The organism is Ideonella sp. BN130291, from assembly GCF_036231905.1.
Taxonomy (GTDB): Bacteria; Pseudomonadota; Gammaproteobacteria; order Burkholderiales; family Burkholderiaceae_C; genus CAMLIZ01.
This window is the reverse complement of the sequence record NZ_JAZARE010000008.1, coordinates 289388-311052: the sequence shown is the minus strand read 5'-3', so window position 1 is coordinate 311052 and position 21665 is coordinate 289388. Positions and strand designations below refer to the sequence as shown.

The 21665-nt window shown below is 69.3% G+C and carries 21 protein-coding genes and 1 riboswitch; of the genes, 10 read left to right on the top strand and 11 right to left on the bottom strand.

Annotated features, from left to right (window positions below):
- The first annotated feature begins 68 nt into the window (after positions 1 to 68).
- Entirely contained in the window at positions 69 to 1025 is a 957-nt protein-coding gene (locus tag VPH43_RS18945; protein WP_328579300.1) for an MBL fold metallo-hydrolase, read from the top strand.
- A 62-nt stretch (positions 1026 to 1087) separates the two neighbouring features.
- Here VPH43_RS18945 and VPH43_RS18940 read toward each other — a convergent pair whose 3' ends face one another.
- The gene (locus VPH43_RS18940; protein WP_328579299.1) at positions 1088 to 1648 is read right to left on the bottom strand and encodes a TMEM165/GDT1 family protein; all 561 of its coding nucleotides are present in this window, start codon (positions 1646 to 1648) and stop codon (positions 1088 to 1090) included.
- Between the two features lie 3 nt (positions 1649 to 1651).
- Positions 1652 to 1842: riboswitch (yybP-ykoY riboswitch) on the bottom strand.
- A gap of 29 nt (positions 1843 to 1871) precedes the next feature.
- On the bottom strand, positions 1872 to 2342 hold the full coding sequence (locus VPH43_RS18935; protein ID WP_328579298.1) for a MarR family winged helix-turn-helix transcriptional regulator: 471 nt from the start codon (positions 2340 to 2342) through the stop codon (positions 1872 to 1874).
- A 52-nt stretch (positions 2343 to 2394) separates the two neighbouring features.
- Here VPH43_RS18935 and VPH43_RS18930 point away from each other — a divergent pair, with 52 nt between their 5' ends.
- The 5 genes from VPH43_RS18930 to VPH43_RS18910 all read left to right on the top strand — a co-directional run bounded on the left by VPH43_RS18930 (position 2395) and on the right by VPH43_RS18910 (position 5486).
- On the top strand, positions 2395 to 2943 hold the full coding sequence (locus VPH43_RS18930; RefSeq protein ID WP_328579297.1) for a PaaI family thioesterase: 549 nt from the start codon (positions 2395 to 2397) through the stop codon (positions 2941 to 2943).
- Positions 2944 to 3057: 114 nt separating this feature from the next.
- Positions 3058 to 3459, top strand: coding sequence for a lactoylglutathione lyase (gloA, locus tag VPH43_RS18925; protein WP_328579296.1), 402 nt, complete (start codon positions 3058 to 3060; stop codon positions 3457 to 3459).
- Complete coding sequence (locus tag VPH43_RS18920; RefSeq protein WP_328579295.1) at positions 3459 to 4103, top strand: FMN-binding negative transcriptional regulator; 645 nt, start codon at positions 3459 to 3461, stop codon at positions 4101 to 4103. The genes gloA and VPH43_RS18920 overlap by 1 nt, the downstream gene beginning before the upstream one ends.
- A gap of 247 nt (positions 4104 to 4350) precedes the next feature.
- On the top strand, positions 4351 to 4986 hold the full coding sequence (locus VPH43_RS18915; RefSeq protein ID WP_328579294.1) for a GntR family transcriptional regulator: 636 nt from the start codon (positions 4351 to 4353) through the stop codon (positions 4984 to 4986).
- 23 nt (positions 4987 to 5009) lie between these two features.
- Entirely contained in the window at positions 5010 to 5486 is a 477-nt protein-coding gene (locus VPH43_RS18910; RefSeq protein WP_328579293.1) for an OsmC family protein, read from the top strand.
- A gap of 35 nt (positions 5487 to 5521) precedes the next feature.
- On the opposite strand, the gene VPH43_RS18905 is transcribed toward VPH43_RS18910, so the two are convergent.
- Positions 5522 to 5845: a hypothetical protein gene (locus VPH43_RS18905; RefSeq protein ID WP_328579292.1), complete on the bottom strand. Its 324-nt coding sequence runs from the start codon at positions 5843 to 5845 to the stop codon at positions 5522 to 5524.
- 211 nt (positions 5846 to 6056) lie between these two features.
- On the bottom strand, positions 6057 to 7916 hold the full coding sequence (pepF, locus tag VPH43_RS18900; RefSeq protein WP_328579291.1) for an oligoendopeptidase F: 1860 nt from the start codon (positions 7914 to 7916) through the stop codon (positions 6057 to 6059).
- 143 nt (positions 7917 to 8059) lie between these two features.
- Between pepF and VPH43_RS18895 the strand changes: the two genes are divergently transcribed.
- The 3 genes from VPH43_RS18895 to VPH43_RS18885 are packed head-to-tail and all read left to right on the top strand — an operon-like array spanning position 8060 to position 12791.
- Complete coding sequence (locus VPH43_RS18895; RefSeq protein ID WP_328579290.1) at positions 8060 to 10267, top strand: EAL domain-containing response regulator; 2208 nt, start codon at positions 8060 to 8062, stop codon at positions 10265 to 10267.
- Between the two features lie 18 nt (positions 10268 to 10285).
- A complete protein-coding gene (locus tag VPH43_RS18890) occupies positions 10286 to 11458 on the top strand; it encodes an FIST signal transduction protein (protein WP_328579289.1) in 1173 nt (390 codons plus the stop codon).
- Positions 11459 to 11462: 4 nt separating this feature from the next.
- Positions 11463 to 12791 carry a sensor histidine kinase gene (locus VPH43_RS18885; protein WP_328579288.1) on the top strand — a complete coding sequence of 443 codons (1329 nt, stop codon included), beginning with the start codon at positions 11463 to 11465 and terminating at the stop codon, positions 12789 to 12791.
- 27 nt (positions 12792 to 12818) lie between these two features.
- Here VPH43_RS18885 and VPH43_RS18880 read toward each other — a convergent pair whose 3' ends face one another.
- The 5 genes from VPH43_RS18880 to VPH43_RS18860 all read right to left on the bottom strand — a co-directional run bounded on the left by VPH43_RS18880 (position 12819) and on the right by VPH43_RS18860 (position 17822).
- Positions 12819 to 14420, bottom strand: a complete 1602-nt coding sequence (locus tag VPH43_RS18880; protein WP_328579287.1) for a hypothetical protein — start codon at positions 14418 to 14420, stop codon at positions 12819 to 12821.
- Between the two features lie 126 nt (positions 14421 to 14546).
- Positions 14547 to 15170, bottom strand: coding sequence for a bifunctional 4-hydroxy-2-oxoglutarate aldolase/2-dehydro-3-deoxy-phosphogluconate aldolase (locus VPH43_RS18875; RefSeq protein WP_328579286.1), 624 nt, complete (start codon positions 15168 to 15170; stop codon positions 14547 to 14549).
- A 29-nt stretch (positions 15171 to 15199) separates the two neighbouring features.
- Positions 15200 to 17014, bottom strand: coding sequence for a phosphogluconate dehydratase (edd, locus tag VPH43_RS18870; RefSeq protein WP_328579285.1), 1815 nt, complete (start codon positions 17012 to 17014; stop codon positions 15200 to 15202).
- 73 nt (positions 17015 to 17087) lie between these two features.
- Positions 17088 to 17606, bottom strand: a complete 519-nt coding sequence (locus VPH43_RS18865; protein ID WP_328579284.1) for an RNA polymerase sigma factor — start codon at positions 17604 to 17606, stop codon at positions 17088 to 17090.
- Between the two features lie 12 nt (positions 17607 to 17618).
- Positions 17619 to 17822 (bottom strand): YgaP family membrane protein, encoded by a 204-nt coding sequence (locus tag VPH43_RS18860; protein WP_328579283.1) that lies wholly within the window; start codon positions 17820 to 17822, stop codon positions 17619 to 17621.
- 129 nt (positions 17823 to 17951) lie between these two features.
- On the opposite strand from VPH43_RS18860, the gene VPH43_RS18855 reads away from it, so the two are divergent.
- Entirely contained in the window at positions 17952 to 18566 is a 615-nt protein-coding gene (locus VPH43_RS18855) for a gamma-glutamylcyclotransferase (protein WP_328579282.1), read from the top strand.
- A gap of 32 nt (positions 18567 to 18598) precedes the next feature.
- Here the strand turns inward: VPH43_RS18855 and VPH43_RS18850 are convergent, their stop codons facing one another.
- Positions 18599 to 19225, bottom strand: a complete 627-nt coding sequence (locus tag VPH43_RS18850; RefSeq protein ID WP_328579281.1) for a nucleotidyltransferase family protein — start codon at positions 19223 to 19225, stop codon at positions 18599 to 18601.
- Positions 19226 to 19445: 220 nt separating this feature from the next.
- Positions 19446 to 21659, bottom strand: a complete 2214-nt coding sequence (locus VPH43_RS18845; RefSeq protein WP_328579280.1) for a xanthine dehydrogenase family protein molybdopterin-binding subunit — start codon at positions 21657 to 21659, stop codon at positions 19446 to 19448.
- Positions 21660 to 21665: the final 6 nt, after the last annotated feature.

Genomic DNA, 21665 nt, shown 5'->3' with positions numbered 1-21665 from the left:
AGAAGTAAAGCAAATTCCCCGCTGCCTAGAATGCCGCGGTCTCCGTCGATTCTCCAGCCTCCGAGCCCATGACACCCCTGCCCGACTTCGTGGAGCCGCTGCACGCCGGCCTGTACGCCATCGACACCGGTTTCCACCGCCCGCAGTTCGATGCGGCCTACCTAATCGTGCACGAGGGCCGCGCGGCCTTCATCGATACCGGCACCAACCATGCGGTGCCGCGGCTGCTGCAGGCGCTGGCATCCCTGAACCTGGCGCCCGACGCGGTGGACTACGTGATCCCCACCCATGTGCACCTGGACCATGCGGGCGGCGCCGGGCTGCTGATGCAGCAGCTGCCGTCAGCGCGGCTGGTGGTGCATCCGCGCGGCGCGCGCCACATGGTGGACCCCAGCCAGCTCTACCAGGGCGCGCTCGCGGTGTATGGCCAGGCGGAGATGGACCGTTCCTACGGCACGCTGGTGGGCGTGCCTGCCGAGCGGGTGCTGCACAGCAGCGACGGCATGACGCTTCAGCTGGCCGGCCGCACGCTGGAGTTCATCGACACGCCCGGTCACGCGCGCCACCACCACTGCATCTGGGACGCCATGAGCCAGGGCTGGTTCACCGGCGACACCTTCGGCCTGAGCTACCGCGAGTTCGACACGCTGGAAGGCGCGTGGATCATGCCCACCTCCACGCCGGTGCAGTTCGAGCCCGAAGCCCTGCGCGAGTCGGTACAGCGCCTGCTGGCACGGCAGCCGCGCTGGATGTACCTCACCCACTACGGCCGGGTGGGCGACGTGCCACGCCTGGGCCAGCTGCTGCTGGACCAGGTGGAGGCCATGGTGATCCTCGCGCGTGCACTGCGCGATGTACCCGAGCGCCACCAGCGCCTCAAACACGGCCTGCTCGCGCTCTACCAGGACCGCCTCGCCGGCCATGGCATCAACGACGCAGCGCTCGTTGCGGAGCTGCTGGCCATGGACGTGGAACTCAACGCCCAGGGCCTGGGCATCTGGCTGGACCGCAACCCGGACGCCTGAGCTGGCCTTCGGCTCATCCCCACGAAGCGGACTTCGAAAAGCTGCTCGCGCCAACCGTCCGCCTAGGCCGCGGCCAGCACGCCCACACCCAGCACCAGGAACAGCAGCGCGGCCACCGCGTGCACCACGCGTAGGGGCACCTTCTTCGTGACCTTGTCGCCCAGCAGCACCACCGGCACGTTCGCCAGCATCATGCCCAGCGTGGTGCCCGCCACCACCGGCCACAGGTCGGCGTAACGGGCCGCCAGGGCCACGGTGGCCACCTGCGTCTTGTCCCCCATTTCCGCCAGGAAGAAGGCGATCAGCGTGCTGAGGAACACGCCGTGCGCGGCCTTCTGCACGGCAGTGTCCTCGTCGAGCTTGTCGGGCACCATCGTCCAGGCCGCCATGGCGATGAAGGACAGGCCGAGCACCCAGCGCAAGGTGTCGTGCCCCAGCCAGTGCGTGACCCAGGCACCCACGGCGCCGGCGCCGGCATGGTTGAGCAAGGTGGCCACCAGGATGCCCAGCACGATGGGCCATGGGCGCTTGAAGCGCGCGGCCAGCACCAGGGACAGCAGCTGCGTCTTGTCGCCCATTTCGGCGAGCGCGACGATGCCGGTGGAGACGAAAAAGGATTCCACTTCAAGGGGTTCCGCGGCCGGACCGAATACCGATGACCGCACCGCGTCTCCGGCCGAACAGGAGGCAGTGCAGTCAAAGGTCTCGCCAATTGCCGCCTGCGCCATGCCCGTGGACGGGCAAGTCTGTTGACGCAGGGCCCTCTCGCTTCGGCGCTGTTCCGAAGGAAGGGAGGCTACTCCCCCATGACAGCGCGCGATTGTAGTGGCGGGCCTGCGCGCCGGCTCAGGCCGGCTCGTCGTCGCCGAGGTCCAGCACAGCCATGCACTCGTCCACCAGCGCATGCAGCGCCGCCACCCGCTGCGGGCCCAGCCGCGCGTTCAACGCGAGTTGCGCCTGCTTCCAGGCGCGCTGGCCTTCCGCCCGTTTGGCGCGCCCCTGGTCGGTGGCGCTCACCAACCGGCTGCGCGCGTTGTCGCCCGGCCCCTGCACCAGCCAGCCCTGGGCGATCAGCGGCTGCAGGTTGCGCGTGAGCGTGGAGGGGTCCAACCGCATGCGCGCCGCCAGTTCGGACGGCTGGATAGGACCGAACAGCACCGCGTTGGACAGCAGCGCGTACTGCGTGTTCTTCAGCCCGGTGGTGGCGATGTAGGCGTCGTAGTGGCGTGTCACGGCGCGGCTGAGCTGGCGCAGCTTGAGGTTGGTGCAGCCGCGCGGCACGGCAATGGATGCGATGGCGGTGTCGGCCTGTGGCATGTCGATCATTGTAGCTACAATGATTGCATATACAACCGCATCGAGGCCTCGCATGACCACCGTCAACGACCTTTCCACCACCGAGCGCACCCTCGCCGAATGGCAGGCGCGCGATGCCGAGGTGCGTGCGCGCATCCGCCACACCGGCTTGGGCCGCCCGGAGCAGTTCGCCGGCAAGACAGGCATGCAGGTCTTCGAGGCCCTGCTCGCAGGCGAGATCCCGGCACCGCCGATCAGCGCCACCCTCAACTTCTCGCTCGTGGAGGCGACTCCCGGCCGCGCGGTGTTCCAGGGCCGGCCGCTGTTCGAGCACTACAACCCGCTGGGCACGGTGCACGGCGGCTGGATCGCCACCCTGCTGGATTCGGCGGTGGCCTGCGCCATCCACACCCTGCTGCCCGCGGGCAAGACCTACACCACGCTGGAGCTGAAGGTGAACTATGTGAAGGGCCTCACCGAGCAGGTACCGCTGGTGCGCGCGATCGGCGAAGTGATCTACAGCGGCGGCAAGATCGGCACTTCGCAAGGGCGGCTGGTCGGCCCCGATGGCACACTGTTCGCCCACGCCACCACCACCTGCATCGTGCTCGATGCACGATAGCGACATGAAACCCCCACGCTCACTTCGTTCGCTGCCCCCATGGACCTCGAAGAGGGCCACTCTCGTGGCCCTCGGGGCGCTTCAGGGCCTTCGGGCGGCCGGGCGGCCCTCATCATGAGACTGCTCCACACCATGCTGCGCGTTGGCCACCTGCAGCGCTCCATCGACTTCTACACCCAGGTGCTGGGCATGCAACTGCTGCGCACCACGCGGCGGCCTGAACAGCAGTACGACCTCGCGTTCGTGGGCTACGGCAGCAATCCGGAACACGCCGAGATCGAGCTCACCTACAACTATGGCGTGGACCGCTATGAACTGGGCACCGCCTACGGCCACATCGCCATCGGCGTGCCGGACGTGGCCGCCACCTGCGCAGGGCTGCGCGACAAGGCGGCCTCGCTTGGCGGCGCCATCACCCGCGAACCGGGCCCGGTGAAAGGCGGCAGCACCGTCATCGCCTTCATCACCGATCCGGACGGCTACAAGATCGAGCTGATCGAACGCACGGGCGACTGATGTACCAGCCGCGCCATTTCGTGCAGGACGACCCGACCGAGCTGCAGGCGCTGATGCAGGCGCATCCGCTGGCCACGCTGGTGCGCCAGGCGCCGGACGGCAGCCTGAGCGCCGACCACATTCCGCTGCTGTACGACGCGGCGGATGGCGAGCACGGCACCCTGCGTGGCCACGTGGCACGCGCCAATCCGCTGTGGCAGGAGCTGGCCGCAGGGGCGCCGGTACTCGCCATCTTCCAGGGGCCGCAGGCCTATGTGTCGCCGGCGTGGTACGCCAGCAAGCGCGAACACGGCAAGGTGGTGCCGACCTGGAACTATGCGGTCGTGCATGCGCACGGCCGCTTCCATGCCAAGGACGACCCGGTGTGGCTGCGTGCCTTCCTGCAGCGCCTCACGGCCCGCCATGAAGGCCCCCGTGCCGAGCCCTGGCAGATCGACGATGCGCCGGCGGACTTCACGGCCCAGCTGCTGGGCGCGATCGTGGGCATCGAGATTCCGCTGCTGCGGCTGGAAGGCAAGTGGAAGGTGAGCCAGAACCGCCCCGCCGCCGACCGCGAGGGCGTGACCCAGGGGCTGCTCGCCGAAGGCAGCGATGCCGGCACCGCGGCGATGGCGCAGCTTGTGCGCCGGCCCGGCATGGCTTGAACAGCGCCGCGCAAAGCCTGCTTCTCGTCAAATCACTGTCACACGGCGCCCGCACAATAACGACATTGCTGACATGAACCGGCCGCACCAATGGGCGGAATCATGGAACCCGTCACCGTTGTCAGCAAATCCCGTCCTGGAGGCCTGAAGGCTGTTCCCCAGGCCCGGTGAACGAAGCCCGTTGCCACCCGTGGTGAACGGGCTTTTTTCAATCCCAGGCGTTTGTATACATGTATACAATGAACGGATGCGCACCAGTTCCCCCACGGCCGCAGCCTCGCTCACCAGCGCGCTGCGGGACGCCATCAACGCTGGGCGCTGGCCGCCGGGCGCGGCGCTGCGCCAGGAAGAGCTGGCCGCCGAGTTCGGTGTCAGCCGCATCCCGGTGCGCGATGCGCTGAGCGCGCTGCAGGCGGAAGCCCTGGTGGTGGTGGAGCCGAACCGCGGGGCCTTCGTGGCCGGCTTCAGCGCGCAGGAGATGAGCGAGGTGTTCGACCTGCGCGTGCTGCTGGAGTGCGAGGCGCTGCGCCACGCCGTGCCGCGCCATACGGAGGCCACTGTGCGCCGGCTGGCCACCCTGCAGCGCCAGCTGGATGCCGAAGATGACGTGCAGGGCTGGGCGCGTGGCGACCGGGCCTTCCACGACGCGCTGTATGCGCCCTGTGAACGCCCCCGCACGCTGCAGATCATCGCGAGCCTGCGCGGCTCGGTGCAGCGCTTCTACGTGGCCCGGCTGCAGCCCGGCTCGCGCCGGGCCGGCTGGCACGACGAACACCATGCGCTGCTGAGCGCCGTGCAGGCACGCGATGTCGACAAGGCCGTCGAGGTGCTCACCCGGCACCTGCGAGAAACCCAATCCCTGGCCGTGGCCGCCGTGGCCTGACGGTCGTTCAACAGGAGCCTGCGATGCACCTCTACACCGCCCAGATCGACTGGACCCGCGGCGACGCCGCCTTCACCGACAACCGCTACAGCCGCGCGCATGAATGGCGCTTCGACGGGGGTGCGGTGGTGCCGGCGTCGAGCTCGCCGCTGTCGGTGCGGGTGCCGTATTCCAATCCGGCCAACGTGGATCCGGAAGAGGCGTTCGTGGCGGCCCTGTCGAGCTGCCACATGCTCACCTTCCTGTGGCTGGCGGGGCGCGAAGGCCTGTGCGTGGACCGCTACAGCGACGCGGCCGAAGGGGTAATGGAGGACATCGGCCACGGCCGCCAGGCCGTGACCCGGGCCACGCTGCGCCCCGAGGTGGTGTTTTCGGGCACCAAGCGCCCGAGTGATGCAGACGTGGAGCGCCTGCATCACAGTGCACACGAGCAGTGCTACATCGCGAACTCGGTCAAGACGGAGATCACGGTGCAGGGGCGCTGGCAGCACGCGGGCTGACGTCCTGCCCGCGCGTTGCCAGTCTGAGAAACGGCTTACGGGGTGGTCTTCGGAGCGGAAGCCGCGTCGGCCGGCATCGTGGCAGAGGTGCTGCCGGTCGTGCTGCCCGCCGTGCCGGTGGTGTCGGTGCCGGACGTGCCGGTGGTGGACGAGGTGGAGCCGCTGGTGGCGCCGCCCGTGGTGCTGCCGGTACCGCTGGTGGTGGAGCTGGTGTCAGCGCCGGTAGGAGCGGTGGTGCTGGTGCCGGTGGTGCTGCCGCTGCCGGCGTCGTTGGCCTTGTTGCAGGCCGAGAGCATCAGTGCGGCCGACGTGGCGGCAACAAGGGCGGTCAGGCGGAACAGGGAAGTGGTCGATTGCATGTGAGAGCTCCTGGGCTGGGGGTTGGAAACAGCAGCAGGCCAGCACACGCCGTGCCCGTACTTTCCCGGATGCGTCGGCGCCGGCCCCGTGGTGCGCCGCCCCCGAGGGCGGCGACCCCGGATGTGACCAAGCCCTACGAACGTGAGCAATCGCAGGGCCGTCACCTGGACGGCTTTGCAGCAAGCCTTCCAGGCTCCACTCCCGCCGCAATCAGCGCCGCTTGGCGAGGATGGCCTCGATGTCGTCCATGATCTGGTTCATGCGCGCCACCAGCGCCTGGTAGGGCGCGGGCGTGGCCAGGTCCACCCCGGCGCGCTTGACCAGGTCGTAGGGGTAGCCCGAGCCGCCCGCCTTCAGCAGCCCGAGGTAACGCTCCAGCGCCGCCTTGTCGCCGCCCGCCACCGCCTTCGCGAACTGCTGGCTGGCGGCGATGGAGGTGGCGTACTGGTAGACGTAGAACGCGTTGTAGAAGTGGGGGATGTAGGCCCACTCGGTACAGTAGGCCTCGTCGATGGCCACCACGCCCTGGTCGGCGCCGTGGTAGCGCTTGAGGATGTCGCAGTAGGTCTTGGTGAGCGCCTCGCCGGTGAGCGGCTCGCCGCGGTCGGCTTGGGCGTGGATGGTGCGCTCGAACTCCGCGAACATCGCCTGCCGGAAGAAGGTGCCGCGCAGGCCTTCGAGCGCCGAGCCCAGGTAGAACAGGCGCTCGTCGTCGGTTTTGGCGGCCCTGAGCATGCGGTCCAGCAGCAGGGCTTCGTTGAAGGTGGAGGCGATCTCGGCGGTGAAGGTGGCGTAGTTGGCCGTCACGAAGGGCTGGGCGCGGCTGGCCAGGTACGAGTGCATCGCATGGCCCCATTCATGGGCCAGGGTGGTCACCGACTCGTAGTCGTCGTTGTAGTTCATCAGCACGAAGGGGTGCAGGTCGTAGGCATAACCGGCCATGTGCGCACCGGAGAGCTTGCGCGGGCGCGGGTAGGCGTCCATCCAGCGGCTGTCGAAGCCCTTGCGCATGGCCTCCACGTACTCGGTGCCCAGCGGTGCCACCGCCTCCAGGGTGAACTGCTTGGCCGCGGCGAGCGGGAACTTGAAGTTCTCCCCGCGCACCAGCGGCGGGTAGATGTCGTAGTAGCGCATGTCGCTCACGCCCAGCAGCTTCGCGCGCAGCTTGAAGTAGCGGTGCAGCGTGGGCAGGTTGGCGTTGGTCTGCGCGATCAGGGTGTCGATCACCGCCACCGGCAGGTTCTCCTGGTCGAGCGAGCGGGTGATGGAGTCGGGGTACTTGCGCACCGCGGCGTACACCTTGTCCTGCTTGAGCTGCGCATACAGCGTCACGCCCATGGTGCGCTCGTAGGTCTTGAAGGTGCCGAAGAACGCGTCCATCACGCGCTTGCGGTCCTCGCGGTTGGGCGCCTCGCGGTACTTGGTGTAGGCCGATGCGTCCAGCGTCACCTCCTCCCCGCTGGCGAGCTTGAGCTTGGGCCAGGGAATGTCGGCGTTGGACAGGATGTTGTAGGCCGCCTGGCCGCTGTCGTTCATCAAGCCGAAGGCGGCGATGATGCCCTCGCCTTCCGCGCTCAGCGTGTGGGCCGCGGTGCGCAGCGTGCGTTCCAGGCCGAAGCGGTGGACGCCCAGGCCCTTGTCCTGGGCGAGGAACTGCTTCACCTTCGGCGCACCGATGCGCAGGATCTCGGGCTCCATGAAGGCGACCGTTTCGCTCAGGCGGTTCTGCAGCAGGTCGACGCGCTGCTGCAGCGCCAGGCTGGCCGACACGCCGGTGTCCTCGGCCAGCCGCTCGGCGGCGTACACGTACAGGCGGTACAGCCGCTTGGTCATGTCGGCGTTGAGGTCCAGGCATTCGCGCAGGCGCGCGGCGCTGCGGCCCAGCTGCCCCTTGCAGGCGCCGAAGGCCTTGAACTGGGACTCCAGCTTGGCGGCGTCGGCATCCCAGGCCGCCTGCGCCGGGTAGATGTCGGCCAGGTTCCAGCGGTCGGCTTCGGATTCGGCGGCCTGGGTGGCGGGTGACAGGCCGATGGTGACGGCCAGGAGTGCCGCGGTGAGGCACAAACGCATGGGAGCTCCCTGTGAGGCGGAAGCCGGGGATTCTAGGCAGCAGCGCCTTCCGGCAAGGTGTCACACACCTGCTGGTAAGCCCGGGTTGAGGCCCCCTCCTGCCCGGGTAGCATCCTGCAACAACCCCTCCCGCAAGAGCGCGAATGGCCACTGGCGGCGAACTGGTCGAGTTCTACGGCGACGACACCGCCGCCAATGCGCCGGACTATGCCGCTCCGTGGAAGATCCTGATCGTCGACGACGACCAGGATGTGCACCGCAGCACCGAACTCGCGCTGCGTGCCAGCCGCATCCTGGAGCGGCCACTCGCCTTTCTGCATGCCGCCACCTCGCACGAGGCCGTGGCCTTGTTGCGCGAGCACCCCGACGTGGCGGTCATCCTGCTGGACGTGGTGATGGAGCGCGAAGACGCCGGCCTGGCGATGGTGCGCGTGGTGCGCGAGGTGCTGGGCCTGGCGGAGGTGCGCATCATCCTGCGCACCGGCCAGCCGGGCTATGCCCCGGAGATCGAAACGATCTGCCACTACGACATCAACGACTACAAGACCAAGAGCGAGCTCACCCGCACCAAGCTGCTCACCGCGATGATCGCCGCGGTGCGGTCCTTCGACCAGCTGAGCCGGCTGCAGCACAGCCGGCGCGGCCTCAAGCAGATCGTCAACGCCTGCAACGACTTCATCTCGCTGCAGGGCATCACGGAGTTCAGCGAGGGCGTGCTCACCCAGCTGGCCGCGCTGATGGGCATCGCGCCGGCGGGCCTGGTGTGCGCCAGCGCCAACCGGGCGCAGCCGGGCAACGGCCTGGTGATCGCGGCGGCCGGGCGCTGCGCCGGTTTCCTGAACCGGCCGCTGTCCGAGATCGACGACCCCCAACTGGTGGCCAGCTTGCGCCGCAGCTTCGACACCGGCGCGCGGCAGATCGGCCCGCGCCACCTCACCCTGCACTTCAGCGGCCGCCAGGGGCGCTCCTTCGCGGTGTACCTGGAGTCGGCCGCGCCGCTGCGCCACGTCGATGAGCAACTGCTGGAGGTGTTCTGCTCCAACATCGCCATCTGCTGCGAAAACGTGGAGCTGGTGGCCGAGCTGCGCGAGCATGCCTTCACCGACCGGCTGCTGCGCCTGCCCAACCGGCTGGCCTTGATCCACCGCATCGACACCCTGCGCAGCGCCGGCCAGCAGGCCGGCAAGGCCGTGGCGCTGCTCGACGTGGACCAGTTCTCCGAAGCCAACGACATGTTCGGCCACGCCTATGGCGACGCACTGCTGCAGGCGATCAGCGCCCGGCTGGTCGATGGGCTGGGCGCGCACTGCGTGGTGGCGCGCGTGGCCGGCGACGTGTTCGGTGTGCTCGGCGACGAGGCCCAGGTGCGGCCCGAGGTGCTGCGGCAGCTGTTCGCCCAGCCTTTTGCGCCCGCGGGCACCGACCACATGGTGTCCGCCTCCATCGGGCTGGTGCGCCTGACCGGTTATGGCGGCAGCGGGGCCGACCTGCTGAAGGACGCCTCCATCGCGATCAAGCGCGCCAAGGCCGCCGGCCAGGGCCAGGTGGTGTATTTCACCGACACCATCGCGCACGAGACCCGCCACCGCACCCGGCTGCTGGCCGACCTGCGCCATGCGTTCCAGTTCGAGCGTTTGTACATGGCCTTCCAGCCGCAGGTGGAGCTGGCCAGCGGCCGCATCGTGGGCGTGGAGGCGCTGATGCGCTGGCCCACGTCGGAAGAGTCCCTGGTGTCGCCGGAGGTCTTCATCCCGGTGGCAGAGCAGTCGGGCCTGATCGTCAACCTGGGCGAATGGGGCCTGCGCGCCGCACTGCAGATGCTGCAGCAGGTGCAGGCGCAGGGGCTGCCACCGCTGCGCATGGCGGTCAACGTGTCACCGGTGCAGTTCCGCCACCCGGCGTTCCTGGAAGTGCTGGACCGCGCCCTGCGCGACCACGCCACGCCGGCCCAGGCGCTGGAGCTGGAGATCACAGAATCGGTGGCGATGACCGGCTCCAGCGCGATCGAGCGCGCGCTGCACGAGGTGAAGGCCCGCGCGGTGGCGGTGGCCATCGACGACTTCGGCACCGGCTATTCGAGCCTGTCCTACCTGGACCGCTTGCCGGTGGACCGCATCAAGATCGACAAGGCCTTCATCCGCCCGCTGGGCGCGCCGCAGCCGGACACCCGCATCGTGGAGATGGTGATCGCGCTGTCGCACAAGCTCGGCCTGAAGGTGATTGCCGAAGGGGTGGAGACACAGGCCCAGGCCGAGCTGCTGCGCGGCCTGGGCTGCGACGAGGCCCAGGGCTACCTCTGGGGCAAGCCCATGACCGGCGAGGCGCTGCTGCGCCTGCTGGCCGAGCGCTGATAGGCACAGGAGGCATCCATGGCCGTGATCGCCCGGTCCGCCAGTTCGCTCGCATCCGACCCCTACCGTGCCGGCATCGAGCTGGGCACCGCGCTGGCGCCGGTGAAGCCCGAGCTGGTGCTGCTGTTTGCCGCGGTGGCGCACGCCCGCAACCCGGAGCTGCTGGAAGGCCTGTACGACGCGCTCGGCAACCCCGACGTCATCGTGGCGGGCAACTCGGGGGACGGCTACTTCGTGCCGGGCGAGGTGTCCAACCTGGGCGTGGCCGCGCTGGGCATCAGCACCGAAGGCGCGGTGACCTTCCATCTCGCCAGCGCTGGCGGCGTGGGCACCCAGCCCGAAGCGGCGGTGCGCCACTGCCTGGCCCAGCTGGCACCGCGGCTGAAGGCCAAGCCGGCGCTGTATTTCATGTTCTCCGACTTCCGCACCGATGCCAGCCGCATCGAGACCGTGGTGCGCGACGAGGTGGACGTGCCGGTGATCGGCGGGCTGGCCGCCGACGACAACCAGATGGTGCAGTGCTTCGTGTTCGCCAACCGCGAGATCCAGACCCACGGCGTCGTGATGGTGGCGGCCGACGGCCCGCTGCACTTCGACATCGCGATCGGCAACTCGCTCACGCCGGTGGGCCGCGCCGGCCAGGTGGAGCGCGCCAGCGGCACCAATGTGATGCAGATCGACGGCCTGGAGGCCATGGGCTTCATCGAGCGCGAGACCGGCAAGCAGGTGCTGCAGACCGACCGCGGCGTGCTGGCGCTCACCGTGACCGACAGCGAACGCGAGGGCGAGAAGATCCTGCGCACCATCGTGCCGGACTTCAGCGTGGAGTCGGGTTCGCTCGGGCTGTATGGTGGCATCCAGGCGGGCAAGCAGGTACGCGTGTGCCTGGCCGAGCCGGAGCAGCTGGTGAGCGAGGTGTACCGCATCGCGGCCGAGGCGCGATCCCACGCCTTCGAGCCGGCTGCCGCCTTCGTGGTCAGCTGCAACGGCCGCAAGTGGCTGCTGGGCGAGCAGATCCGCCATGAGACGCTGGCGCTGTCGCAGACCTTCGGTGCGCAGCTGCCGCTGGTGGGTTTTGCATCCTTCGGCGAGATCGGCCCGCTCAAGCGCGCCGACGGCAGCTACACCCGCAACCTCTTCCACAACATGACCTACGTGCTGCTGCTGGTGGGCCAGCCACCCGCGCCCTGAACCCGTGGATCCGCGCCAGCTCTTCTACAGCACCATCGCACCGCCCCCGCCGGGCTTCGAGCATGTGCAGCTGTGCAAGCGGCACCTGCTCGACGGCACGGTGGTGATCCTGGTGCGCTCGCTGGACGAGCTGCAGCAGCTGTTGCCGGACTTCCGCGAGCGCATGCGGGGCGTGGTGCTGGTGCAGGGCGTGCCATCGAGCGCCCGCTCGCTCGGGCCGCTGCTGTGGCTGCTCACCCTGCGGGTCGAGCGCATGACCACGCTCAACGACTGGCTGGCCGGCTGGCTGGAGGCCATCCGCCAAGCCTGCGCGCACGAAGAGGCGCACCGCGTGGCGCTGCTGGACAACGACCGCCTGCGCTTCGAGCTCGGCCGCGTGCGGGAGGACTACAACCGCGTGACCACCCGGCTGCAGAAGCAGGTGAACGAGCTGATCGAAGCCAAGCGCCTGCTCGAATCCTGGAACGAACAGCTGGAAAGCAAGGTGGGCGAGCGCACCGCGGAGCTGGCCCGCTCCAACGAGGAACTGGCGGTGACGCTGAGCACGCTGGAGCAGACGCAGGAACAGCTGCTGCGCTCCAAGAAGCTGGCCAGCCTGGGCTCCCTGATGGCGGGCTTTGCGCATGAGCTGAACACGCCGCTGGGCAACGCGCTGCTGTCGGCCACCACGCTGGGCGACACCGCGCAGCAGGTGGACACCGCGCTGGCGCAGCAGCGCCTCACGCGCAAGGACCTCGACACCCATCTGCAGACCTGCCGTGACACCACCGACGTGATCCAGCGCAACCTGCGCCGGGCGGCCGACCTGATCCAGCACTTCAAGCAGGTGGAGGGTGACGCCGGCACCGGCGAGGCGCGCCAGCGCTTTCGCCTGGCCGACGCGGTGCAGGACGCGGTGAAAAGCTTCGCGCCCACGCTGCGCAGCCACGGCCACGAGGTGCACACCGACATCCCGCCCGACCTGGTGCTGGAGGGTTACCCGGGTGCGCTGGGCCAGGTGCTCACCAACCTGATGAGCAATGCCGTGCGCCATGGCTTCGACGGCCAGGCCCACGGCCGCATCAGCATCCGGGCCCGGGCCAGGGACCAGGACACCGTGTTGCTGGAGTTCAGCGACAACGGGGCCGGCATTCCGAGTGGCCGCCTCGACAAGATCTTCGACCCCTTCTACACCACCAAGCTGGGCCACGGTGGCTCCGGCATCGGGCTGTACCTGGTCTACAAGCTGGTGCACCGCGTGCTCGGCGGCACGGTGGACGCGCGCAGCGAACCTGGTGAGGGCACGCACTTCGACATCACGCTGGCCAGGCAGGCCGCGGCACCGGGCGCCTGAAGGCCACGGCCAGCCAAGGCGCGCGCTTCAGCCGGCCGCCTGCAAAGCCGGCGCCACCGACGGCGCGGCCGGCACCGGCCCGCTCTTGCTGCGGTACAGGTGCGGCACCAGGAAGCCGATGCACAGGCCGATGGTCACCGAGGTGAGCACCATCTGCGGCAGCCGGCGCATCCATTCGTCGTGCTGCGCCTGCGACGCGCCGCTGACCATCAACTCCACCACCATCCACTGCAGCAGCGCAAACACGGTCGCCATGCCGGCCGCCTCGGCATGGCGCAGCCAGCGGGGCACCGGCGTGCTGGCCAGCAGGTGGTCGTCGGCGGCCCAGGCGATCGCGATGGTGGCGAACAGCGTCATCAGCAGCCAGGGCCAGCGCTGCAGCGTGGTGAACCAGGCATTGGAAAACCGGCCTGGTGTGGAGAGCATGTGCAGCAGGTTGCCCGGCTCGTCCAGCACGAAGCGGAACAGCAGCGACACCACCAGCGCCGCGCCCGCAGCGGCCACGCCGGAGACGGCATAGGCGGCGACCGGGCGTCGCCCCGCGGCGCGGATGTCGGCGAAAGGCCAGACGGCCTTCGGGTAGATCGCCAGCACGATGGCGATCACGTAGATGAGCGTGACCATCACGGTGACACGAAGCCCGTTGTTCAGGGGCTCGGGGTCGACGAACCGGCGCGCGATGAGCGTACCGAACATCATCGCGAAGAAGATCAGCCCTCCCACCAGCACCAGCTCGTGCGAACCCAGCGCGTGGCGAGGGCGCTCCAGCCCCACGAAGCCCAGCGTCGCCAGCGCGGCGTAGCGCCCGCGCGGCCCCCACTCGGTGTGCAGCACGCCGCCGCTGGCGAAGTCGCATACCGCCTGGTGCACCTCGTCGATGTCGCGGCGCAGCTTGCGCCGGAACGGATCGGCCAGGGAGGATTCGCCGCTGTGGTCCAGCTCGTTGAGGGTGCGCCGGTCCAGCAGGCTGGCCAGGGATTCGAAGCGGGCGCTCAGCTCCGCAAGGCGTGCGTGCTGGCTGTCCACATAGCGCAGGTAACCGCGCGAGCCCGACCAGGCCTGCACGCTGGCGAACAGCACCGCGGCCTGGCCCCAACGCAGGCGGAAGCTGCCGCGCGGCGCCTCCAGCAGGCGCTCGTCGATGCCCAGCTCCTCCAGGCGCGCGCGCAGGCGGGCCAGCGTGTCGGGCGAGGGCCGGAATTCGGCATTGCGCATCTGCCCGCTGAGCTCACGCACCTCGAACGGGATGTTGCCCACGCGCTGGAACCACAGCTTGACCGAATCGTCGATCTTGCTCAGGTAAGGAAAATGCGGCAGCAGCGAGGTGAGCACCAGGGCGGACAGCAGCGGGCCCGGCAGCGCGGCCGAATCCTTGGCCACCGCGTCCAGGTCCAGCAGCTGCCACAGCGGCTTCAGGTCCAGGTCGGTGACCGCACCGCCCAGCACCAGGAAGATCGCCAGCATGGAACCGATGTAGCCCAGGCGCGCCACCCAGTAGCGGGTGAAGGTGGTGGTGCAGCGGGCCGCCAGCGGTGAGTCGAAGCGGTCGCGGGCGTACAGGCCCACCACCACCGCGCCGAAAAGCCACTGCAGCAGCAGCGTATGGTCGATCGCCTGCGTGGGGTTCATGGGCCACCTCCTGCTGCAGTTGTAGGCGGCAGGTCAGCACAATCCAAGTGCTTGCTCACATCCTGGGGGCTCGGTATCCCCAGGATGAAGGAGGCCCGCGGCTCCCTAGCGGGTCGGCTCAGCGGCTCAGGCGCGCAGGCGGCCCGCGGCCCGCGCCAGCTCGCGGATGCGCGCCCAGTCCTTGCGGTCCACCGCGTCCTGCGGCGTGAGCCAGGAGCCGCCGCACACCTTCACGTTGGGCAGGGCCAGGAACTGCGGCGCCGTCTCGGGCGTGATGCCACCGGTGGGGCAGAACGCGATGTCCGGGAACGGCCCGGCCAAGGCCTTGAGCATCGGGATGCCGCCCGCGGCCGTGGCGGGAAAGAACTTGAGGAAGTGATAACCATCGGCATGGGCCGTCATCACTTCGCTGCCGGTGGCCACGCCGGGCAGCAGCGGCAGGCCGATCTCCAGGCAGGCGCGGCCGATCTCCGAGGTGTAGCCCGGGCTCACCGCAAACTGGCAACCCGCGTCGCGCACCGCCTGCAAGTCGGCCACCGAGCGCACGGTGCCGGCGCCCACGATGGCCTCGGGCACCGCCTTGGCGATCGCTTCCATGCTCTTGAGCGCCACGGGGGTGCGCAGGGTCACTTCCAGCACGCGCACGCCGCCTTCGACCAGGGCCTGGGCCAGGGGCACGGCGTCCTCCAGGCGCTGGATCACGATGACAGGGATCACGGGGCCGTAGTTGGCCAGTTCGATGGTGTTCATGTCTTGTTCCTTGTTCCTGGCCAAGCGCCTCACAGCCAGCTGCAGGCGCCCTCTTCCGCAGTGACCACGTTGCGGCGCATGCCGGCAAACAGCTCGCGGCCCAGGCCGTGGTTGTTGATCTCCGCCCGCTCGGGCGACAGCGTGGCCACTTCGCGTGCGGCCCACTCGGCCGGGTCCACCAGCGCATTGAGCGTGCCGGCGTCGGCGTCCAGCCGGATCACGTCACCGTCGCGCACCTTGCCCAGGGCACCGCCGGCCAGCGCTTCGGGGCTCACGTGGATGGCTGCCGGCACCTTGCCGGAGGCGCCGCTCATGCGGCCGTCGGTCACCAGCGCGACCTTGAAACCCTTGCCCTGCAGCACGGCCAGCGGCGGCGTGAGCTTGTGCAGCTCCGGCATGCCGTTGGCGCGCGGGCCCTGGAAGCGCACCACCGCCACGAAGTCGCGGTCCAGTTCACCGGCCTTGAAGGCCTGCTGCAGCGATTCCTGGTCCTCGAACACCCGCGCCGGGGCTTCGATGATGTGGCGATCCTCCGGCACGGAGGACACCTTGATCACCGAACGGCCCAGGTTGCCGGTGAGCAGGCGCAGGCCGCCGCTGGGGCTGAAGGGCTCGCTGGCCTTGCGCACGATGCTGCGGTCGCCGCTCTCGGCGGGCAGGCGCTGCCACACCAGGCGGTTGCCTTCCAGGTGCGGCAGCTCGGCATAGGCGCGCATGCCACGTTCGTCCACCGTCATCACGTCGGTGTGCAGCAGGCCGCTGTCCATCAGCTCGCGCAGCACGAAGCCGGGGCCGCCCGCATCCTGGAACTGGTTCACGTCGGCCTGGCCGTTGGGGTACACGCGGGCCAGCAGCGGCACCACGTGGGACAGGTCCGAGAAGTCGGTCCAGTCGATCAGGATGCCGGCCGAGCGCGCCACCGCCACCCAGTGGATGAGGTGGTTGGTGGAGCCGCCGGTGGCCAGCAGCGCCACCATCGCGTTGACGATGGCACGTTCGTCCACCAGGCGGCCGATCGGCGTGAAGCGCTTGGCGCGGGTGATGGACAAGGCCGTGCGCACGGCCTCGCGCGTGAGCTCCTCGCGCAACTGCAGGTGCGGGTGCACGAAGGCGGCGCCGGGCACGTGCAGGCCCATGGCCTCGAGCAGCATCTGGTTGCTGTTGGCGGTGCCATAGAAGGTGCAGGTACCGGGGCCGTGGTAGGCCTTCTGCTCGGCCTCCAGCAGCTGCGGCCGGCCCACCTGGCCCTGGGCCGCCAGCTCGCGCACCCTGGCCTTTTCGCTGTTGGACAGGCCGGTGCTCATCGGCCCGCCCGGCACGAACACGCAAGGGATGTGGCCGAAATGCAGTGCCCCGATCAGCAGGCCGGGCACGATCTTGTCGCAGATGCCCAGCAGCAGCGCGGCATCGAAGACATCGTGCGTCAACGCGACCGCCGTGCCCAGCGCAATGGTGTCGCGCGAGAACAGGCTGAGCTCCATGCCGGGCAGGCCCTGGGTGACACCGTCGCACATCGCCGGCACGCCGCCGGCCACCTGGGCGGTGGCGGCATGGCGGTGGGCTTCGTCCTTGATCACCGCGGGGAAGGATTCATAGGGCTGGTGCGCCGACAGCATGTCGTTGTAGGCGGTGACGATGCCGATGTTGGTGGCCCGCTCCACCACGATGCGGATCTTGTCGTGCTGCGGCATGCCGGCAAAGGCATGCGCCACGTTGGCCGGGCTGAAGCGGTCGGCACCACGCTCGCGCTGGGCGAGCTGGTCGATGCGCGCCAGGTAGGGGCGCCGGGTGGCGGCGCTGCGTTCCTGGATGCGCTGGGTGATCTCGACGAGGGCTTGTTTCATGGACGCGAGTCTCTGGAGAGATGAGGCTGTAACCGTGAAATCGATTATCTGGTAACCGAGTTACAGCGTCAAATCAGGATAGAAGGTACTCGCGCATCAATTGCCGTGCCCGATGGAGGCGGCTTTTGGTGGCCGGCACGGTGAGGTTCAGGGTGGCCGCCATCTCGGCGATGGTGCGCTCCTCGAAGTCGCGCAGCAACACCACCTCGCGGTAGTGCGCCGGCAGCGCCTCCAGCGCCTGCGCCAGCTCATGGCGCAGGGTGTCGTCGTCGCGCGCACCCAGCCAGGCCTCCAGCGTGGCCTCGTCGTAGGGGTCGTAGCGCAGGGTGATGCGGCCCAGCCGGCGGCACTCGCGCTGCACGATGCGCACCAGCCAGCCGGTGAAGGCCGCCGCCACGCGCAGCGAGCCCAGGTGGCGCGACACGCTGAGCAGCGCCTCCTGCACCGCATCGTCCACGTCGCTCAGCAGGCAGTGGCGCTGGGCGTAGCGGCGCACGTTGGGGCGGCAGGCCGCAAGCAGCCGGTTCAGCGCCGCCGGATCGCCGGTGCGCGCCGCCTCCAGCAGCGGCGCCTGGGTCTGTGGGTTCCACATGGCGCCGCAGTATCAGGGCTTCAGGCGCCGGCCGACCATGGCGCAGGCGGGACAGAAGCCGCACAGCCCGGACAGCACCAGCCCAGCTCCGGAGGCGCCTACCAGCCAGCCTTGCCAGCCGCCGCCCAGCAGCGACAGCGACGCCGCCACCGTGGCCGCGCCCACGATCAGGCGCAGCGCGCGTTCCCAGCCGGGTACGTTTTTCACATAGAACATGGTTCACTCCTGTTGCCGAGGCACCTGCCTCCCCTTCCAAGAGGCGGCCCAACCCCAAAAGGATTCGCGCATCGGTTTGATGCGCAAAATGCACGACACGCCGCCGGCCTTGCGGCACCCTTCCCAGCCATGAACGACAGCGCCCCCTCTTTGAGCCCCCCAGCCCTGCGCGACCCCGCCGCCTTGCTGCTGCGCACCCTGGCGGAATGGGGCGGCAGCAGCGACCTGTGGGTGTTTGGCTATGCCTCGCTGATCTGGCGGCCGGAGTTCGAGGCGGTGGAGCACCTGAGCGCCTCGGTGCACGGCTGGCACCGGGCGTTGCGGATGCGCTCGCGCGTGAACCGCGGCACGCCGGAGCGCCCTGGCCTGGTGTTCGCGCTCGTGCCCGGGGGCTCCTGCCGCGGCGTGGTGTACCGCATCCCACGCGAGCGGGCGGCCGACGAATTGCAGCGCCTGTGGGCGCGTGAGATGCCCAACGGTGTTTACGACCCGAAATGGCTGCCCTGCCGCACACCGCGCGGCAGCGTCTCTGCGCTGGCGTTCACCCTGAGCCGGCGCAGCCCGAGCTATGTGCCGCGGCTGTCCGACGAGGACATGGTGCAGATCCTGCGCGCCGCCAGCGGCCGCTTCGGCACCACCCTGCAGTACCTGGTGGAAACCGCCAACTGCCTGCGCGAACGCGGTGTGCGCGACCGTGAGATCGAGCGCCTGGTGCGGCTGGCGCGCGAGCACCAGCTGATCTGAACGCCGCCAAGGCGCTCAGGCGGCGCCTTGGTTCACTGCAGCGGGCGCGCCGCGTCCGGCGGCTGCTGCGCCTGCCGCGCACGCACGGCGCTCAGGTCCTCCAGCGTGTCCACATCCACCAGCACGCCCGGATCGTCCACCTCCACGCCGTAGGCCGGGTAGCGCGCGGTCAGGCGCCGCGCACCTTCGTCCCCGCTCAGGGTGGCGAGCTCGGAATACAGCTCTGCGGCAAAAGCGACCGGATGGCCGCGCCGCCCGCGATGCTGGGCATAGGCCACCGGATGATGGTCCAGCGCCTGCGCCACCGCCACCAGCGTGGCGCCCTGCACCAGCGGCATGTCGGCCGGCAGGATGAGCCAGCCCGAGGCATCCGAGCGCGCGCACACACCGGCGGAGATGGAATATCCCATGCCGAGCATGGCGCTGCCATTGGCCTCGGGCACCACCACCACATCGCGTGCGGCCACGTGGCGGCGGGTGGCGGCTTCCAGCGGCGCAGTGGTCACCACCAGAAAGGGCAGCCGGCTGGCGAGCACATTTTTCAAGGTGCTGGCGAGCACGCTGCCGCTGCCGATGTCCTGTTCGAGCTTGTGGCTGTCGCCCCGGAAACGGCTCCCTTTGCCGGCGGCCAGCACGATGATGGTTGGTCGCGAGGTCATGACCTGCTTTCTTCGTTTCTTCTGCTCCCTGGCGTGCGGCGTCCTCGCCGCACCCTTGCATCAAGCATCGGCGGGTGCGCCGGCATGGACCAGTGGGATCAGTACCTAAGGCATTCCCCTGGGCTTGGCGGGCCACCAATGAAAAGAGGCCGCGGCACTTGCCGTGCCACGGCCTCCTGCGTGAAAAACCGCACCGCTTTGGCGTGTGCGGAGCCAGGTATCACGCCATCTGGAAGGGCAGCTGGCGCGGCGTCCTGCCGGTCAGGCGGGCCAGCGCGTTGGCAAAGGCGGGCGCCAGCGGCGGCAGGCCGGGCTCACCCATGCCGAAGGGATCGTCGTTGCTCGGCACGATGTGCACCTCGATCTGCGGCATCTGCGGCATGCGGGCCACGGTGTAGTCGCCGAAGTTGCTCTGCTGCACCACGCCGTCCTTCAAGGTGATGGCCGCACCGGGCAAGGTGGTGCCCAGCCCCATGAGGGCCGCGCCCTGCACCTGGGCCTCGATGTTCAGCGGGTTGATCGCACGATTGCAGTGCACGCCCGCCGTCACCTTGTGCAGCACCGGCTGCCCGTTCTGCAGCGAGGCCTCCACCACATAGCTCACCACCGACCCGAAGGACTCGTGCACCGCCACACCCCACGCATGCCCTGCAGGCAAGGCCTTGGTGCCGTAGCCGGACTTCTGCACCGCCAGGTCCAGCGCCGCCAGGTGGCGCGGGTGTTTGTCGCCCAGCAGCCGGCGCCGGTAGGCCACCGGATCCTGCTTCGTGGTGCGCGCGATCTCATCGACCAGCGTCTCCATCACGTAGGCCGTGTGGGTGTGGCCCACCGAGCGCCACCACAGCACCGGCACATTCATCTTCGGATGATGAATCTCCAACGCCAGCGGCACCTGGTAGGGTGTGTCGGCCACACCTTCGACCATGACACCGTCGACGCCGTTCTTCACCAGGTACTGCTCGAAGGGCGTGCCCATCAGGATGGACTGGCCCACGATGCGGTGCTGCCACGCCAGCACATTGCCCTGCGCATCGAAGCCGATCTCGGCGCGGTGCAGGTGCATCGGGCGGTAGTAGCCGCCGCGGATGTCGTCCTCCCGGCTCCACACGATCTTCAGCGGCGCGGTCTGCCCGCTGGCGCGCCAGGCCTTGGCGATCTGCGCCGCTTCCATCAGGTAGTCGGAGCTGGGCACGGCGCGCCGGCCGAAGCCGCCGCCGGCCATCATGGTGTGCAAGGTCACCTGCTCGGGCTTGAGGCCCAGCACGCCGGCCACCGTCATCTGGTCGATGGTCTGGAACTGGCTGCCGACCCACACCTCCGCCGCGCCGTCCTTCAGCTCGATGGTGCAGTTCAGCGGCTCCATCGGCGCATGGGCGAGGTACGGAAACACGTACTCCGCGCTCAGCTTGTGCGGCGCATCGGCGAACTTGGAGGCGTCGGCATCGCGCACCTTGATGCCCGGCCTGGCGGCCAGCTCGCGGTACAGGGCCAGCTGCTTGTCGCTGTCGACCTTGTCCACGCCGTCGGTGTTCCACTGGACCTGCAATGCGTCGCGGCCCATCTTGGCGGCCCAGTAGCCGTCGGCCACCACCGCCACGCCGCTGGCGCCACGGTCCAGGGGCACCTGCAGCACAGCCGCCACGCCCTTCACCGCCTTGGCAGGCGTCGCGTCGACAGAGGCCACCTTGGCACCGAACACCGGCGGGCGGGCAATCACCACCGTCTTCATGCCGGGGCGCTGCACATCCATCCCGAATGCCTGCCGGCCGGTGGACTTGGCACTGCCACTGATCTGCCGCACCGGCTTGCCGATGAGCTGGTAGCGCGCCGGGTCCTTCAGGCGCACCTGCGCCGGCACCGGCTGCTTCATGGCGCTGTCGGCCAGCTCACCGAGCGTGGCCTTGTGCCCGCCTGCAGACACCACGCCCTGCGACACCTGCACCTGCTCGGGCGCCACCTTCCAGCGTTCGGCGGCCGCTGCGACGAACATCGCACGCGCCCGCGCACCGAGTTCGCGGTACTGCTGCCAGGAGTTGTGGATGGAGTTGGAACCACCGGTCATCTGGATGCCGAAACCGGCGTCCTTGTAGGCCTCACCCGCCGGTGCCAGCTCGCTGCGCACCTTGGCCCAGTCGGCGTCCAGTTCCTCGGCCACCAGCATCGGCAGTGCGGTGGCGATGCCCTGGCCGAAGTCCAGCCGGTTCACCAGCACGGTGACCTCGCCCGTGGGCGCCACCTTCAGGAACGCCGGCGGCATCTGGCCCGGCTTGAGGGCCGCAGCCGGTGTTTGCGCCGTGGCCGGCAGCACACCGAGTGCAAAGCCGCCGCCCACGCCGACACTGGCACCCAGCTTGAGGAAAAGGCGCCGGTCCAGGCCGGCGTCGGTGGCGCGCTGGGTCTTGGCCACACGGGCCATCAATTGGGAATAGTTCATGACCGT